Origin of the sequence: Kitasatospora sp. NPDC059722, assembly GCF_042733235.1 — a bacterium.
Taxonomy (GTDB): domain Bacteria; phylum Actinomycetota; class Actinomycetes; order Streptomycetales; family Streptomycetaceae; genus Kitasatospora.
Genome location: NZ_JBHWGD010000124.1, coordinates 1 through 15898, shown reverse-complemented (window position 1 = coordinate 15898; position 15898 = coordinate 1). Strand labels below are relative to the sequence as shown.

The 15898-nt window shown below is 73.8% G+C and carries 13 protein-coding genes and 1 pseudogene; 6 read left to right on the top strand and 8 right to left on the bottom strand.

The genetic code is table 11. From position 1 onward, the window contains the following. The 5 genes and pseudogenes from ACFV4F_RS38910 to eccB form a co-directional block, all read right to left on the bottom strand. A pseudogene (locus ACFV4F_RS38910) lies at positions 1 to 2295 on the bottom strand (hypothetical protein); the annotation flags it as partial. A gap of 108 nt (positions 2296 to 2403) precedes the next feature. Further along, positions 2404 to 2868, bottom strand: coding sequence for a hypothetical protein (locus tag ACFV4F_RS38905; RefSeq protein WP_380441778.1), 465 nt, complete (start codon positions 2866 to 2868; stop codon positions 2404 to 2406). Between the two features lie 13 nt (positions 2869 to 2881). Then, positions 2882 to 3172, bottom strand: coding sequence for a hypothetical protein (locus ACFV4F_RS38900; protein WP_380441780.1), 291 nt, complete (start codon positions 3170 to 3172; stop codon positions 2882 to 2884). Positions 3173 to 3221: 49 nt separating this feature from the next. Then, the gene (locus tag ACFV4F_RS38895) at positions 3222 to 3575 is read right to left on the bottom strand and encodes a hypothetical protein (RefSeq protein ID WP_380441782.1); all 354 of its coding nucleotides are present in this window, start codon (positions 3573 to 3575) and stop codon (positions 3222 to 3224) included. 57 nt (positions 3576 to 3632) lie between these two features. After that, entirely contained in the window at positions 3633 to 5078 is a 1446-nt protein-coding gene (gene eccB, locus ACFV4F_RS38890; RefSeq protein WP_380509968.1) for a type VII secretion protein EccB, read from the bottom strand. Positions 5079 to 5230: 152 nt separating this feature from the next. Between eccB and ACFV4F_RS38885 the strand changes: the two genes are divergently transcribed. The 3 genes from ACFV4F_RS38885 to ACFV4F_RS38875 all read left to right on the top strand — a co-directional run bounded on the left by ACFV4F_RS38885 (position 5231) and on the right by ACFV4F_RS38875 (position 9815). Next, positions 5231 to 8041, top strand: coding sequence for a BTAD domain-containing putative transcriptional regulator (locus ACFV4F_RS38885; protein ID WP_380509965.1), 2811 nt, complete (start codon positions 5231 to 5233; stop codon positions 8039 to 8041). Beyond that, the gene (locus ACFV4F_RS38880; protein WP_380509962.1) at positions 8038 to 8856 is read left to right on the top strand and encodes an MBL fold metallo-hydrolase; all 819 of its coding nucleotides are present in this window, start codon (positions 8038 to 8040) and stop codon (positions 8854 to 8856) included. Before ACFV4F_RS38885 ends, ACFV4F_RS38880 begins: the two co-directional genes overlap by 4 nt. 119 nt (positions 8857 to 8975) lie before the next feature. Next, the gene (locus ACFV4F_RS38875) at positions 8976 to 9815 is read left to right on the top strand and encodes a DUF4389 domain-containing protein (protein ID WP_380509959.1); all 840 of its coding nucleotides are present in this window, start codon (positions 8976 to 8978) and stop codon (positions 9813 to 9815) included. Here the strand turns inward: ACFV4F_RS38875 and ACFV4F_RS38870 are convergent. Together ACFV4F_RS38870 and ACFV4F_RS38865 are read right to left on the bottom strand one after the other, a co-directional pair. Beyond that, a complete protein-coding gene (locus ACFV4F_RS38870) occupies positions 9791 to 10501 on the bottom strand; it encodes a hypothetical protein (RefSeq protein ID WP_380509956.1) in 711 nt (236 codons plus the stop codon). The two genes, ACFV4F_RS38875 and ACFV4F_RS38870, sit on opposite strands and share 25 nt — an antisense overlap. 73 nt (positions 10502 to 10574) lie before the next feature. After that, the gene (locus ACFV4F_RS38865) at positions 10575 to 11837 is read right to left on the bottom strand and encodes a permease (RefSeq protein WP_380509953.1); all 1263 of its coding nucleotides are present in this window, start codon (positions 11835 to 11837) and stop codon (positions 10575 to 10577) included. A gap of 169 nt (positions 11838 to 12006) precedes the next feature. Here ACFV4F_RS38865 and ACFV4F_RS38860 point away from each other — a divergent pair, with 169 nt between their 5' ends. From ACFV4F_RS38860 to ACFV4F_RS38850, 3 genes are all read left to right on the top strand, one after another. Beyond that, on the top strand, positions 12007 to 12360 hold the full coding sequence (locus tag ACFV4F_RS38860) for an ArsR/SmtB family transcription factor (protein WP_380441796.1): 354 nt from the start codon (positions 12007 to 12009) through the stop codon (positions 12358 to 12360). Between the two features lie 113 nt (positions 12361 to 12473). Further along, on the top strand, positions 12474 to 13832 hold the full coding sequence (locus tag ACFV4F_RS38855; protein ID WP_380441799.1) for an MFS transporter: 1359 nt from the start codon (positions 12474 to 12476) through the stop codon (positions 13830 to 13832). A gap of 119 nt (positions 13833 to 13951) precedes the next feature. After that, positions 13952 to 14371, top strand: a complete 420-nt coding sequence (locus ACFV4F_RS38850; protein ID WP_380441801.1) for a YciI family protein — start codon at positions 13952 to 13954, stop codon at positions 14369 to 14371. Positions 14372 to 14401: 30 nt separating this feature from the next. Here the strand turns inward: ACFV4F_RS38850 and ACFV4F_RS38845 are convergent, their stop codons facing one another. Then, complete coding sequence (locus ACFV4F_RS38845; RefSeq protein WP_380509950.1) at positions 14402 to 15625, bottom strand: RNA-guided endonuclease InsQ/TnpB family protein; 1224 nt, start codon at positions 15623 to 15625, stop codon at positions 14402 to 14404. Positions 15626 to 15898: the final 273 nt, after the last annotated feature.

The following is a 15898-nucleotide window of genomic DNA, read 5'->3' as shown; positions in this document are numbered from 1 at the left end:
GCACGCCCGCCCCCCGGGGGGGGGGGCGCCCCGTGACCACCCGGGGGCCCGCCCGGGGCCGCCCCCGCCGGGCCGGGCGCCCGCGTCGGTGCCCCACACCTCTTCGTCCTCGGCCAGCCAGGTGGTGCGCTGCCGCTCCTTGTTCTCCTGGGCGCCGGCCCCCGCCCCCATGCCGCCGGGCGGCATCATGGGCGGCATGCCGCCGCCGGTGGTGGCGGTGTTGCGGCCCTGGAGCTGCGCCTCCTCCTGGGCCGGGTTCGGGCCCTTCGGGCCGGGCTTCTCGGCCAGGGCCTGCTCGGCGGCGGCCTTCTTGGCGGCCGCCAGGGTCGCGGCGTCCTCGGGCGAGTTGACGAGGCCGCCGTCGGTCAGCGCCTTGCCCCCGTAGAACCCGCCGGTGACGGACAGCGGCTCCCCGGACCCGGTCTCCGGCCTGGGGGCGCCCACCTCCAGGCCCGGCAGGCGGAGGCCGCCCGACGAACCCGGCGAACCCAGCGAGCCCGGCGAACCGTCGCCGAGGTCGAAGGAGCCGGGGTCGGTCCACCGGTTCCCGCCGCGCAGCGACCCGAGGTCGAACCCGCCGCTGCCGCCGGTGGTCGGGTCGAGGGTGGTCAGCTCGTTGAGGGCGTGCTCCTCGTCGGCGAAGAGCTGGTCGTTGGTGGTGACGGGCTTGCCGTTGGCGTCGAGGAGCCGGCCGTCCTTGTCGATCGTGCCCTTCTTGCCGGCGTAGACCGGATTGCCCCGGGCGTCCCGCAGCGGCTTGCCGTCCGGGCCGATCACCATGCCGTTCCCGTCCACCTTCGAGCCCGGCGGCACCGTGAAGTACCCGCCCCCGGGGACGACCGGCGCCGGCTTGCCCAGCGTGGTGCCCGGCGGAACGACCAGGGGCCGGCCGTCCGGTCCGAGCACCGGTTTGTGGTCGGGCCCGATCACCCGGCCCTGGCCGTCGATGGTCGAGCCGGGCGGGACGGTCAGCGGCTGGCCGTCCTTGCCGACCAGCTTGTTCCCGTCCTTGTCGAGCAGCGGGACGCGCATGCCGCCGGTGCCGCCGGGGTCGAGGGTCAGCGGCCCGCCGTCCTTCGGCGGGGGCGGCCCGCCGCCGTTGATGCCGTGCGAACCTCCGCCCTTGCCGCCCTTGCCGCCGAGGCCGAGGTCGCCCTTGCCGCCGCTGCCGCCGAGGCCGAGGTCACCGTTGCCACCACCACCGCCGCCGCCGAGGCCGAGGTCGCCGCCACCGCCCTTGCCCCCGTCCTTGCCCCCGCCGTCACCGCCCGGACCGGGGGGAGCCGGCGGCGCGATGGCCGTCCCGGTCGGGGTCTCGACCCTGAACCTGGTGTTCAGCTTCGTGCTGACGGCGGTGAACTGCAGCCCGAGGTTCCCCATCGCGGTGCTGGCGTCGGCGTCGAGGTACTTGACGACGTTGTCCCGCCAGACCTTCTTCGCCAGGGCCTCCACGGCGTTGCGGAACTCGTCCGACTTGACGTCCATCCCGTTCGAGATGACCGTCTTCTTGGAGGTGTCCGCGTGTGCGGGCAGGATCAGCTGGTTGAGCGCGTACCGCAGGCAGGGCACCGGGGACGCCTGGGTGTTGAAGGCCTGGTAGGCCCCCCGGTCCGTCAGCCAGGCCTGCCGGGCGTCCAGGAGCGCCTTGTACGCGGCCTTCAGGCCGTCGGCGGCGGTCCCCAGCGCGTCGGACGGGTTCCCCTGCAGCGTGATCTCCAGCTGGAGGACGCTCACGGCCTGCTCGAAACTCGTCAGGTAGGACTTCAGCTCGCCGGCGGCGGAGCCCTGGAAGTCGCTCCCCTCGACGTCCAGGGTGTCGGCCACCTTGTGCACGTCGCTCTTGACCTCGGCCAGCAGGGCCGAGAGGTGGTCGATCAGGTACCTGCCCGACTTCAGGCTGGGCACGCTGGTGGCGCTGTTGTCGCCACCGGCGTACAGCCCCCACATCACGTCGGTCCACGCGCTCGTGAAGTGGGCCCACTTGTTGGCCCCGGAGTTCCAGCCGGGGTTGTCGCCGTTGCCGTTCCAGTTGCCGTTGAAGCCGACGTACCAGCTCGGCGTGTTGTCGTTCTTCGACTTCTTCAGCGGGTGGAGGACGGCCACGACGTCCATGTTGCTCGTGCTGATGGCCGTCGTCGAGCAGTAGGCGCCGCTCATCAGCCAGTCCCCGGACACCGCCGGGTTGGCCACGTCGTCCCGGGACGGGTAGTCGGTGATCCCGAAGGCCTTCAGGGCCGTCTCCCACGGGTAGTTCGGGCTGCTGTCGCCGCCCCCGCCGGTTCCGGTTGCGCCCAATCGACTCACGCTCCTGCGATGCTGCGTACGGAAGGGGCCGGGGTTCGGAGGGGATCCGTCCCGACCCGGGTATGTGCCGCCGCCGGCCCGGCGCCGGCGGCGGCGTCACTACGGTGCCGGCGGGGCCCCCGAGGGTCCCGGCGGCGGGGGCGTGGACGGGCTGCTGAGGATCTCGAACATCTCCGCCGCGGTCAGCGCGTGGTCCTCACCCTCCTTGAACTTCATCTTGGCGATCGCCAGCCCCAGCGTGATGTCGTCCAGGGACTTCACCAGCACGTCCAGTTCGGCCTTCACACCGCCCGCGAAGGTCTTGAACCTGCTCTGCATCTCGGTCGACGGGCCGAGCCCGAGCGCACCCAGCAGCTTGGTGTAGGTGTCCGGGTAGTGCTTGTCCCCCGGGGTGTCGGCGCCGCCGGCGAACGCCTCCACCTGCAGGACGAGGTTCTTGTGACCGTCCGTCGGTGCCGGCATCCCGGGCGGCGTGGCGTCTCCGGTGAGCCACTGCCGCCAGAGGTCCACCTTCGCCGTGAGGTCGGCGATCGTCTGGTCGTTGAGCCGGAGCTCCTTGGCCATGCCCGTGCTCCGCTCAGAAGCCCGCGGCGGCGGCCCGGTCGGCGTACTTCATGGCCTGGTTCATCTCGTCGAGGGCCCGGGCGCCGTCGCGCATGTCGTCGTGCATGGCGCTGGAGCTGCTCCTCGCGATGTTCAGGAACTCGCTGAACGCCTGCTTGTACTGGCCGGCGTTCGCCTCCATGCCCTGGAGCCGGCCGATCAGTTCCTCCAGGCCGCTCTGCATGGTGTGGGCCGCGCTGAGCAGGTCCTGGAAGGCCGCGTCGATCGACTCGTGCCTGAGCATGATGTCGGTGGGGCCGCTCATGGCGTCTCCTCCTCGTGTTCGTGGGTTGCGTAAGGGTGATGACGGAGCGTCAGCTCTTGCCGCCGAGGGCGTGGAAGACGCCGTCCGAGGCGCCCCAGTTGCCGCCCTGGACGTGGGCGTCCTCTTCGGCCTTGGTGAGGATCGAGCGGGCGCTGCCCAGGTCCTGGGTGAGCTTGTCGAAGGCCTGCATGACCCGCTTGTAGTTCACGACCCAGTCGCCGACCTTGTCCTGGAAGGTCTTGCTGGCCACGGAGACGTAGTTGGCGGCGATCTCCATGTTGATCCGCTCGACCGTCTGGCCGGAGCTGATCATCTGCGAGATCTGGCCTTCGAGGCTCTGCAGCGCGTTCTGGATCGCCTGCTGCTCCACATTGAGCAGGCCGCCGGGTGCGGGGGTGGTCATCGGAGCTCCTTTCGTTCGTCGGTCTACCTCGTCAACGGAGGCTGTTCGCGGGCGGGTTCAGCCGCAGGTGGGCGAACTCCCCCGGCCCGCCGGCGCGCTCGTCGCGGCGTCGCCGCCGAGGCCGGACGGATCCAGGCTCGGGCCCGTCGGCAGCAGTCCCAGGACGCCCGACGGCACGGCCACCGGGGTGGCGCCGGCGTAGCCGAGCTGTTTGACGGCGGCGGCGGACGGCAGCGGGTAGCGCACGCCCGCCTCGGTCACCAGGTACTCGGTGCTGCCCGTGCCCGCGCCGGAGAGCGCCCGCACGAGCGCGCCGCGGCCCGGGCGGACGGCGACCAGGTCGGTGACCGCGCAGCCCGGTGGCGACACCGGCGCCCGGCCCGCTCCGGCGTCCGCCGCGCTCAGGACCGTCACCGAGCCGACCGGCGCACCCGTGCCCACGTGCAGGTCCGCGCACACGCCCTCGTCCCGCAGCGGGGTGACGAGCGTCGGCGGGGACTCGGGCAGGCCCGGTGTCGGGGCGCCGGCGCCGGGCGCCGTGTGCGCGGCGAGGTCGGCGGCGCCGATCCGCGCGGGTGCCGGGGCCGTCCCGCCGTACGCGTCGTTCTGGGTGCGCGGATCACCCATCAGGAGGGCGAACTGCGTACCGGTCAGCGGCACCAACCCCTCCCGCTGGAGCAGGTAGCGCACGCCGCCGGGGGTTTCGAAGAGCCGGCCGACCCGGGTCGGGGCGCCGGCCAGCGCCGGGCCCGGGTCGCCGCGTCCGGGGACGGCGGGCGCGGCGAGGTCGGGGCCGGCGGGCAGCGCGTTGAGCAGCCCGGCCGGTACGGGGAACGGCGTCGTGCCCGAGTAACCCAGCGCCTGGATGGCCTTGTTCGCCGTGTCGACGCGCAGGCGCTGGCCCTGCCAGAGCAGGTGGACGGCGCCGTCCGGGGTCGTCACCAGCAGGCCCTGGCCGGGGGCGAGCGCCTTGCCCTCCCTCGCCGGGTCCAGCTGCACGCCCAGCTTCGGCACGGGCGCGGCCCCGGCGGCCCCCGGCTGGACGGTGGCACACACCAGCCAGGTGCCGCCCGCCAGGTCGGCGGCCGGCGGCAGCCCGTCCGGCGCGCCCGCGATGCCGACCGGCGCGCCGCGCGGGGTGTCCGCGAGCGAGGCGCGGCTCACCTCCTCGACCGCCATCTGCTCGCCGGCCACGAGCTTCGCGCTGGTGTCGTTGAGCACCGGGTGCAGCTGCCCGCCGACGTAGAGGTAGCGGGCACCGGTCTCCTTGACCATCACCAGCGTGCCGGGCTTGGCCCAGGCCGTGTCGCCGCCAGGCACCATCACCCCGTAGACGGCCGCGCCGAGGCCGATCAGCACGCCCAGCGCGAGCCCGGTCACCGCGCCCCGGGTGGTGCGTCCGGTCGGGGTGTCGGCGGCGTCGGGCTCGGCGCGCAGCATGCCGGAGGCGAGTCTGCTCACCACGAACAGGTGGGCCTGCACCTGGTCGCGTCGGGACTGCATCCACGTCCTCCCCGTGTTTCCGGGGCGCCCGAGTGCGCGCCCCTCTCCGTGAACGGGACCGACGGGCGGGGGCGTTCAACGGGTCGGCTCCGACGTGGCTACCCGCGGGTAAGCTGCGGTCGGACCAACGGCATGACGGCGGGACGGAACGCATGGGGATACGGCTGCTCGGCCCGGTGGAGCTCACGCGCGGCACCGGCGCCCCCACGGCGGTCGGGGGTGCCCAGCGGCGGGCGGTGCTCGCCCTGCTGGCCCTGGAGCTGAACCGCACGGTCCCCGTGGAGCGCCTCGCCGGGCTGCTCTGGGACGACGAGCCGCCCGCGCACCCCAAGGCCGCCCTGCAGGGTCACGTCGCCGCGCTGCGCAAACTGCTCGCCGGGCCCGGCTCCCCGTTCGAGCTGACGACCCGTTCCCCCGGCTACCGCCTCACCGGCGATCCGGCCGCCGTCGACGCCCTGGCCGCCGAGGCGCTGGGCGCACGGGCCGCCGCGACGGACGACGACGCGACGGCCGCCGCGCTCCTCGAACGGGCCCTCCGCCTCTGGCAGGGCGCGGCCCTCGCCGACCTCCCCGCCACCGCGCCCGCCGCGGCCCTGGCCCGCCGGCTGGACGGGTCCCGCACCGAGCTCCTCACCGCCTGGGCGCAGCGCCAGCTCCGCCTCGGGCGCGGTTTCGCGGCCGTCCCGGCCCTGGAGCAGGCCGTCGCCGCGGACGGGCTGAGCGAGCCCGTCGCCGCCCTGCTGGTCCGCTGCCTGCACCGGAGCGGCCGGACCGCCGCCGCGCTGGAGGCCTACCACCGGTCCCGCGCGCGCCTCGCGGAGGAGCTCGGCGTCTGCCCGGGCCGCGAGCTCCAGCAGGCCCTCTCCGACGTGCTCGCCGACGAGGAGCCCGAAGAGGAGCCCGCCGAGCCGCCGGCGCCCGCGCCATCGGCGGCACCATCGGCGGCACCCGACCAACTCCCCGCCCCTCCGCGCGGGTTCGTCGGCCGCGAGGCGGAGGACCGCTGGCTCGACACCCAGTGCGGCCCGGACCGCACCAGGGACGGACTGGCCGTGGTGGTCGGCCCGGCCGGGGTCGGCAAGACGGCGACGGTGGTCCGCTGGGCCCACCGCGCCGCCCCCGGTTTCCCGGACGGCCGGCTCTTCGCCGACCTGCGCGGCTTCGACCCGGCCGGACCGGCCGACCCGGCGCACGCCCTCGGCCGCTTCCTGCGCGCCCTCGGCGTGCCCGAACCGGCGATCCCCGAGGACCGCCCCGCGCGCGCCGCACTGTTCCGCGAACGGACCCGCGGGCGGCGGCTGCTGGTCGTGCTGGACAACGCCCGCAGCGCCGACGACGTCGCCGACCTGCTGCCCGCGGGGCCGGACGGCGTCGCCGTCGTCACCAGCCGCAACAGCCTGGAGGAGCTGGTCGTCGCCGACGGCGCCGCGCTGCTCCAGGTCGACGTGCTGCCCGACGGCGACGCCCACCGCCTGCTCCAACTCCGCCTCACCACCGAGCGCGTGGCGGCCGAACCGGACGCGGCCCGCCACCTGGTCGAGCTGTGCGACCGGCTCCCCCTCGCCCTGCGGATCGCGGCCGCCCGGCTCGCCGCCCGCCCCGGCTGGCAACTAGCCGATCTGGTGGCCGAGTTGGCGGACGAACGCACCCGCCTGTCGACCCTCGCCACTCCGGACGGCGCCCTCGGCGTCCACTCGGCACTCAGCCTGACGTATCGTCATCTGCCGTCGCACGCACGAAATCTCCTGCCCCTCCTGACCCCCCACCCCGGCACCGAGGTCGACGTCCACGCGGCCGCCGCGCTGCTCGCCGCCGACACCGACGCGACCCGGCTCGCACTCGGCTCCCTCGCCGCCCACCACCTGCTGACCGAGACCACCCCCGGCCGCTTCGCCCGCCACGACCTCGTCCGCCTGTACGGCGCCGAGCTGTTCGCGGACCTCCCCGCCGCCGGCCGGCAGGACGCGTTCCGCCGCCTCGTCGACTACGAACTGCTCGCCACCGGCACGGCCATCCGCCGCCTGAACCCGTACCACGAGCCGTTCCGGCCCCCGGGCACCGGGCACCTCGCCCTCCCCCGGCTCACCGACCCGCAGGCCACCCTCGCCTGGTGCCACGCCGAGGAACCGGTGCTGCGCGCACTCGTCACGGCCGCCGCCGACCGCGGCGAGCACGACCGCGCCTGGCGACTGGCCCGGGCGACCGCCACCCTCTACTACGGCGCCGGGCGCGTCCACGACCGCCTCGCCTGCCTGCGCGTCGGACTGGACGCGGCGCGAGCGAGCGGCGACCGCGAGGGCCTGGCCGCGATGGAGGCCGCGACGGCCTGCGCCCTCGGCTCCACCGGGCGCGTCGCCGAGGCGCTGCCCCTCGCCGGGCGGGCCGTCGAGCGCACCACCCCGGAGGACGGCGACCTGCACATCCACGCCCTGTCCGTGCGCGCCTCGATGACCGCCCTCACCGGCGACCAGGCCGGCGCCGACCGCCTCTCCGACGCCGCCCTCGCCCTCGTCCGCCGCACCGGCCTGCGCGAGCACGCCGCCACCGTGCTCAGCAACGCCGCCGCCCTCAAGGTCGTCCTCGGCGCCCCGGCCGCCGCGCTCGACCTCGCCCGCGAGACCCGCGACCTGCTCGCCGCACAGCCGACCGCCAACGCCTACGTGTGGGCGATGGTCAACGAGGCCTTCGCCCTGCACGCGCTCGACGACCCGCACTCCGCCGAGCTCACCTGGCGCGAGGCGCTGCACCTGTGCCGCTCCTCCGGCAACGTGCGCCTGCACGCCCTGGCGCACCGGCACTTCGGCGAGTTCCTGGACTCCCTGGGCCGCTCCGCCGAGGCCGCCGAACACCGGCGCACCGCCGGCGAGCTGTACACCGCACACGGGGACGTCCAGCTGGCCGCCGGCCTCGACCGGCTGCTGTCCCGCACCCCCGAAGCCCCCCAACCCCTGGAGGCGACATGACCGTTCACCACCTGGACTGCGGCACGATGTGCCCGCTCGGCGGCCGCGCGCTGATGGGCGGCGGCGGGCGGCTGCTCGGCCTGCTCTCGGCGCACTGCCTGCTGATCGAGGGCGCCGACGGGCTGGTCCTCGTCGACACCGGCTTCGGCACCGACGACGTGGCCCGCCCGAAGGAGCGCCTCGGGCGCCGCTTCCTCGCCACCGTCCGCCCCCGGCTCTCCCCCGCCCGCACGGCCCTGCACCAGGTCCGCGCCCTCGGGTACGACCCGCGCGACGTCCGCGCCGTCGTGCTCACCCACCTCGACGTCGACCACGCGGGCGGCCTCGGCGACTTCCCGCACGCCGACGTCCACGTGCTCGCCGACGAACTCCGCGCCGCCCGCGCCGGCGCCACCTTCAACGAGCGCGACCGCTACCGCCCGGCCCAGTGGGCGCACGGCCCGCGCTGGGTCGAGCACCGGCCGGACGCCGCCACCGAGGACTGGTACGGCTTCGGCGCGATCCCGGTCCTCCCGAAGGCCGGCACCGACGTCCTGCTCGTCCCCCTCGCCGGCCACACCCGCGGCCACAGCGGCGTCGCCGTCCGCACCGGCGACCGCTGGCTGCTCCACGCCGGGGACGCCTACTTCAACCACGCCGACATCGCCCCCGGCTCCCCGCGCCGCCCGGCCGGGCTCACCGCCTTCCAGCGTCTCCTGGCCGTCGACAACCCCGCCCGTCTCCACAACCTCGACCGCCTGCGCGCCCTCCAGCGCACCCGCTCCGCCGACGTCCGGATCATCTGCGCCCACGACCCGGCGTACCTCACGGCTTAGGCGGCGTCAGCCGTCCGGCCCAGCTCCGCGCGCGGGCCGGACGGACTGCTGCGATCTTCGGAAGGCACCCGGCCGCGCCCGACCGCCGGGCCCGTCGTCCCGAGACCGTGGAGGCCCGGATGTGGCAGGCTCCCCCCGCCCCCGTCAGCCGTGAGTGGCTCCCGGTGCTGGACATGCCGGGGCCGGGGGCCCAGAACCGGTGGACGGTCCTGCTGCGGTTGCTGCTGCTGATCCCCCAGTTCGTGGTGGTGTGGGTGTTGTCGGTGGTGGCGTTCTTCGTCACCGTCGTCGGCTGGTTCGGCGCGCTGGTGCTCGGCCGCCTGCCCGGCTTCGCGGCGGACTACCTGACCGCGTTCGTCCCGTACGACACCCGCGTCACCGCCTACCTGATGCTCATGCACGACCGCTACCCGCCGTTCCGGTTCCGGACGCCCGAGCACCCGGTGCAGGTCGAGCTGCGGCCCGGGGAGCTGAACCGGCTGGCCGTGCTGTTCCGCGTCGTCCTCGTCATCCCGGCGGCGATCGTGCAGGGCCTGGTGTACGCGGGGTGGTGGATGGTGTCCTTCGTCCTCTGGCTCGTCGTGCTGATCCTCGGCCGGATGCCGCAGCCGCTGTTCGAGGCCACGGCCGCGATCGTGCGCTACCGGATGCGGGCCACCGCCTACTTCGTGATGCTCACCTCCGCCTACCCCAAGCGCCTGTTCGGCGAGGAGGCGGGCAGCGAGCCGGACGGCCCGGTGTCGGCGACCCGCCCGCTCGTGCTCGGCGGCGGCGGGCGCGGCCTGCTCGTCGTCTTCATCGTCCTCGGCGTGGTCTCCTGGGCGACGAGCTCGATCACCACCACGGTGACCTCGGACGACGACAACGACAGCACCAACCCGACCCAGCGCGTCATCGCGCCCCTCGTGCCGGGCGGCCCCGCCGACGGCGCGCTTCAGAGCCCGCTCGGCCAGTTGTAGCTGCTCGGCACGGTGACCGCGGCGTTCTCCGCGGCCGTGCCGTAGACCAGGGCGATCTCGTCGTGCGCGTGCAGCACGATCGCCGCCGGGTCGCCGGCCACCGCCTTGCCGTCCACGTACGCGGTGAGCGTGTGGGTGGCGTCGGTGCGCAGCCCGCCGAGGTGGTCGGCGGAGGCGGAGACCTGCCACTCGGTCAGGAACTGGCCGAGGCTGAAGTCGGCGGTCACCGGCGACTCGATGTGCACGACGCCGGTGGTGTCGTGGGTGTGCAGCGGGCTGAGCTTCTGCGCGGCCTCGTCGATGCCGACCAGCGCCGGGACGGTCACCGGCTGCCCGTCGGCGTAGACGTCGAGGTGGGCGTGGATGTGCAGGGCGGTGCCCTCGGCGCCGAGCATCGGCAGCCCGGCCGCCTTGACCGCCGCCTCGACGTCGGCGGGCGCGTCCCAGGGCGGCGGGGTGGTGCGGCCCTCCGCGGTCGTGCGCGGGTGCGCCGGCACGCCGGAGGGGGAGGTCGAGCTCTGGTTCGTCGCGATCACGCCGGCGATCCCGCCGATCACGGCGAGCGAGAGCACCCCGACGACCCCGCCCACCAGCCATCGGTGTCGCCGCTCCCGGCGGGCCTCCTCGGCCCGGATCGCGGCGGCGCGGGCCCGTCGTTCGGCCGGCCCCGGTTTCTGCGCTGACATGGGTGCGGGCCTCCTCGGTCGAGGTAGCTGCCCTCCTCAGCGTGGCAGAGTCGGCGCGGCTCGGCGCGCCGAGTCAGTGGTGCCCGTGGCCGTCGCCGTGCCGGCCGTCGCCGTGCTGGCCGTGACCGTCGTGGCCGTCGCCGTGCCGGCCGTGACCGTCGTGGCCACCGCCGTGGGCGCCGTGCTCGTCCTGCGCGTGCCCGCCGTCCGGCGAGCCGCCCATCATGCGCAGCATCGCCGTCCCGCCCGTCCGGAAGAAGCGGACCACCAGGACCGCCGCCAGCAGCAGGAAGGCGATGTTCAGCCACGTCGTGTAGTTCCACTCGACGCCCGCCATCGGGATCTCCGCCGTCCGCTGGTCCGGCACCAGCCCGAGCCCGCCGAAGGCGAATTCGACCACGTACCCGGCGACCGCCATCGTCGCGTAGAAGGTGCCGAACAGGAACAGCGCCATCCGGCCGCCGTAGTACTTCCGGTAGATGTTGAGGATCGGCAGGATCAGCAGGTCCGCGAAGATGAACGCGACCACCCCGCCGAAGCTGATCCCGCCCTTCCACAGCACCACCGCGAGCGGCACGTTCCCGATCGAGCAGACGAACGACGCGACCGCCACCAGCGGGCCGACCAGCGGCCCCCACAGCTTGCTCGCGAGCGGGTGGTCGGCGAAGAAGAACGCCTGCCAGAAGCCGTCCGGCACCCACGCGGCGATCGCCCCGGCGATCAGCAGGCCGATCACGAGGTCCTTGAGGATGGCCGCCCACTCCATCACGAACACGTGCGAGACGGACGTGACGCCCTCGCGCGAGAGCAGCCGCTTCGCGAACGACCCCTCGCCCCGGACGGACATGTCCATCGCCGCGTGCCCCTCCATCGAGCCGGCGCGACCGTGCTCCGCCTGCTCGCGCGCCTCGCGCAGCAGGCGGTCCCGCAGGAACAGCCGGAACAGCAGCGCGAGCAGCAGGATCATCACCGGGCCGCCCACGAACTCGGCCGCCGTGAACTGCCAGCCCAGCAACAGGGCCAGGATCACGCCGAGTTCGACGACGAGGTTGGTCGAGGCGATCTCGAAGGCCATCGCCGCCGTGAAGTCCGCCCCCTTGCGGAACAGCGACCGGGCCAGCGCGACCGCCGCGTACGAGCACGACGAGGACGCCGCCCCCAGCAGGGACGCGACGGCCAGCGTGCGCGGCCGGTCGTCCCCCAGCAGCCGGACGATCGTCGCCTTGCGCACGACGGCCTGGACGACGGCGGACAGCAGGAAGCCCAGCACCAGGGCCCAGGTGATCTCCCAGGTCATCGAACCGGTGATGGACAGGGCGTGCAGGATCGCGTGCATGTGGTGGTCGGCCTTCCCCCGGGCTCCCCGGTTTCCTACCGGAACGGTCCGGGATCATATACCCCAGCACGGTATACGAGCGGCCGCCACTCCGCCGGACTTCCCGGCAACTCACCATGAGTGCGCACCCGAGCACTCCCACGGCGGCCGGACGGCCTACGATGGCCCGATGAGCAGTGGCACCGAGCTGGCAGATGCACACCACTCGCACCAACGCGCCGAGGAGCGGCTCGACGTCGCCGCCACCATCCTCGGGCTCCTGGCCGACCGCACCCGCCTCGCGCTCCTGGAGCGGCTCGGCGAGGGGGAGGCCGACGTCACCACGCTGACCGAGGCCACCGGCGCCGCGCGCCCCTCCGTCAGCCAGCACCTGGCCAAGCTCCGGCTCTCCGGCCTCGTCACCACCCGCCGCGACGGCCGCCGGGTCGTCTACTCGCTGCGCCACGGCCACCTGCGGCGCCTCGTCGACGAGGCGATGAACGTCGCCGACCACCAGATCCGGCACCTGCCGCCGCACGACTGACGCCCCCGCGGGCTCCATCCGGGCCCACGCCCCACCAACATGTGCACAGGTACGCACGCATTGACTATCATGGGCACGTCCCCCACCGCCCCCTGACCACCGGGACGGCCCGCATGCTCTCCGTGCTGCGCAACCGCGCCTACCGCCACCTGTTCACCGCGCAGGTCGTCGCGCTCGTCGGCACCGGCCTGGCCACCGTCGCGCTCTCCCTGCTCGCGTACGACCTCGCGGGCGCCGACGCCTCGGCGGTGCTCGGCACCGCGCTCGCGATCAAGATGGTCGCCTACGTCACGATCGCCCCGCTGGCCGGCGCGATCGCCGGGCGGATACCCCGGCGGGCCCTCATGGCGGGCATGGACCTCACCCGGGCCGGAGTGGCGCTCACCCTGCCGTTCGTCACCCAGGTGTGGGAGGTCTACCTGCTGATCTTCCTGCTCCAGGCGGCCTCCGCGGCCTTCACCCCCACCTTCCAGGCCACCATCCCCGACCTCCTGCCCGCCGAACGCGACTACACGCAGGCGCTGTCGATGTCCCGGCTCGCCTACGACCTGGAGTCCCTGTTCAGCCCGGCGCTCGCCGCCCTCCTGCTCACCGTCGTCCCGTACAACTGGCTGTTCGCCGGCACCACCGCGGGCTTCCTCGCCTCCGCCGCCCTCGTCGTCTCCGCCGTCCTGCCGAAGCCCGCCCCGGTCGAGCGCACCGGCGGCGCCTACGCCAGGGCCGCGTTCGGCTCCCGCCTCTTCTGGGCCACCCCGCGGCTGCGCGCCCTGCTCGCGCTCGACCTCGCCGTCGCGGCGGCGGGCGCGATCGTGTTCGTCAACACCGTCGTCGTGGTCCGCGAGCACTTCCACCGCCCGGCCGGCGCCGTCTCGCTCGCCCTCGGCGCGTACGGCGCGGGCTCGATGCTGGCCGCCCTGCTGCTGCCCCGGCTGCTCGCCCGGACCGGCGACCGGCCGGTGATGCTCACCGCCGCGTTCGCGCTGCCCGCCGTGCTCGCCGCCGTCACGGCGATCACGGCCGCCGGGCCCGGCGCGTGGGCGTGGGCCGCGCTGCTCGCGGCCTGGGCCCTGATCGGCGCGGGCAGCTCGGCCGTCCTCACGCCGGGCGGCCGGCTCATCCGCCGCTCGTCCGCCGACGGGGACCTCCCCGCCGCGTTCGCCGCCCAGTTCTCGCTCTCGCACGGCTGCTGGCTGCTCACCTACCCGCTGGCCGGCTGGCTCGCGGCGGGCGCCGGACTCCCGGTCACGGCCGTCGTGCTCGGGGCCGTCGCCCTGGCCGCCGCAGCCGGTGCCGCCGCCCTGTGGCCGGCCCGCGACCCCGACACCCTCGGCCACCTCCACACCGACCTCCCGCCCGGCCACCCCCACCTCACCGACGCCCGCCCGGCCACCAAGGGCGGCTGGCAGCACGTCCACCACTACGTGATCGACCAGCACCACCACAGCTGGCCCCGCCCGGCGGCGGGCCACTGAGAACCGGCCGGGAACAGGTCCCAAAAAGTTTTCCCTCCTTGTGTCGATCCGCCACGCCGCCGTTCGACCTGAGGTAGAGAGGGTCGACGGACGACCCCCCGACACCGAGGAGAACGACGATGGCCAAGTACATGCTGATCATGCGCGGCACCGACGAGTCGATGACCAAGATGATGGAGACCCCCTTCGAGGAGATGCTCGAAACCGTCGGCCGCTTCAACGAGGAGCTGATCAAGGCGGGCGTGCTCGTCGCCGCCGAGGGCCTCGACGACCCGGGCCAGGGCGTCGTGGTCGACTACAGCGGTGAGACCCCCGTCGTCACCGACGGCCCCTACGGTGAGACGAAGGAACTGTTCGGCGGCTTCTACCTCATCGACGTCGCCTCGAAGGAGGAGGCGGTCGAGTGGGCGAAGCGGATGCCCGCCATCCCCGGGTCGAAGTGCGAGATCCGGCGCGTCCCGGCGATCGACGAGTTCCCGCAGGACAACGAGTGGATCGTCAAGGAGCGGGCGTGGCGCGAGCGGACCGGCCAGCTTTGAAATCCTCCCCTTCCCGGCGGGAGGGGATTCCTAGCTCACTTCGGCTGACACCTGGCAGGTGGCAGCACTTACAAGATCAACACTAGCCGGGTCGAGACCAGCCCGGACGAGCATCAGGCGGGCGGAGTTCTTGTCCCTCGGGGAGGAGACTCCGCACGCCGTGCACGTGTATGTCCTTTCGGAGAGGGGGAGGCGGTGCTTGGCTCTCGCTCCGCACAATGCACAGTCCATGGTCGTGAACATGGGGTGGACAAGGTACAGGGCCCGGTCGTGCTTGCGGGCCAGCTGGATCAGCGCGGCTTTGGTCGCGGCGATCGCGGCGTCCGCCGCCGTTCGCGCCATCGTTGTCTTGGCAAGGAACTTCGGCCTGAAGTCCTCGACGGCGATGGCGTCGTGGTCGGCGACGACGGTCTTGGCCCACTTACGGGCGGTGTCCTGTCGCTGCCTGGCGATCTTCTTGGACACCCTGGCCGCCTGCCGCTTGGCTTTGCGGTACCCCTTGGTATCCGGACGGTTCTTCGGGGTTCGACGGCGCGCCATCTGTCGCTGGTACCGGGCGAGCTTCTGCGCGGCGCTCGCCCCGTGCCGGGCATGGGGAAGATCATGCTCGTCGCTGGTGGTGGTCGCGATCTCTTTCACACCCCAGTCGACGCCGATCACCCTTCCTGTGGCGGGGAGGGGCTGGGTCTCGACGACCACGACGAAGGAGGCGTACCAGTCTCCGAGGCTGTCCTGGTACACGCGCACGGACGTCGGGTCAGAGGGAAGAGCACGGGACCACACCACGGCCAGCGAGATGTCACCCGCCAAGTACAAACGGCCTTCCTTGATGCGAAATCCGCGCCGAGTGTAGTTGAGCGTCGGCAGCGCCTCATACTTGCGCTTCGCACGAGGCATTCCGGCCCGCCGCCTCGGCGGCAGGCCGGCCCTGATGTCCTTGAGCGCCTTCGCGCGGGATTTGGCGAAGTCCCGGATGGTTTGTTGCTGCGGCACCGACGCCCCGTCCCGCAGCCAGGACATCGCCTGCCGAGCCTGCGTCAGCATGCGGTCGAGTTGCGCCGGGCCGCACGTCGTACTCTCCCCGGCGGCCTTGTTGCGTAGGTGGATCCTGCGGGACACGGCCACGCACTCGTTCCACACCCACCGGTAACGGCCCCACTCGGCATCGAGCCGGGCCAACGCGGTCGACGACACCCGAAGACGGAAGGTGTACCGAGCGTGCCCGGTATCCTGCGCAACCTGCCGTGTCGCCATGCCCGGCAAGCTACATCCCCTCACTGACAACAACGAAATGACGTGCAGTTCGCAACAGAACATCGGAGACCACCGCCGCTCGGCGGCTCCTGGCCACGTCTCATCCTCACCTGCTCAGAAAGGCGATGCATCGTGCGAGGTCAAAAGTGACGGAGCCGGCTCCCGCCGAGGGGGCGGCGGGCCGCGGCCGGCGGCGCCCCGCCCGCGCCCGCGCGACGCGCAGCGCCCCCGCGAGCGGACCCCGCAGCCGCCGGGCACCACACCCGCCCCCCC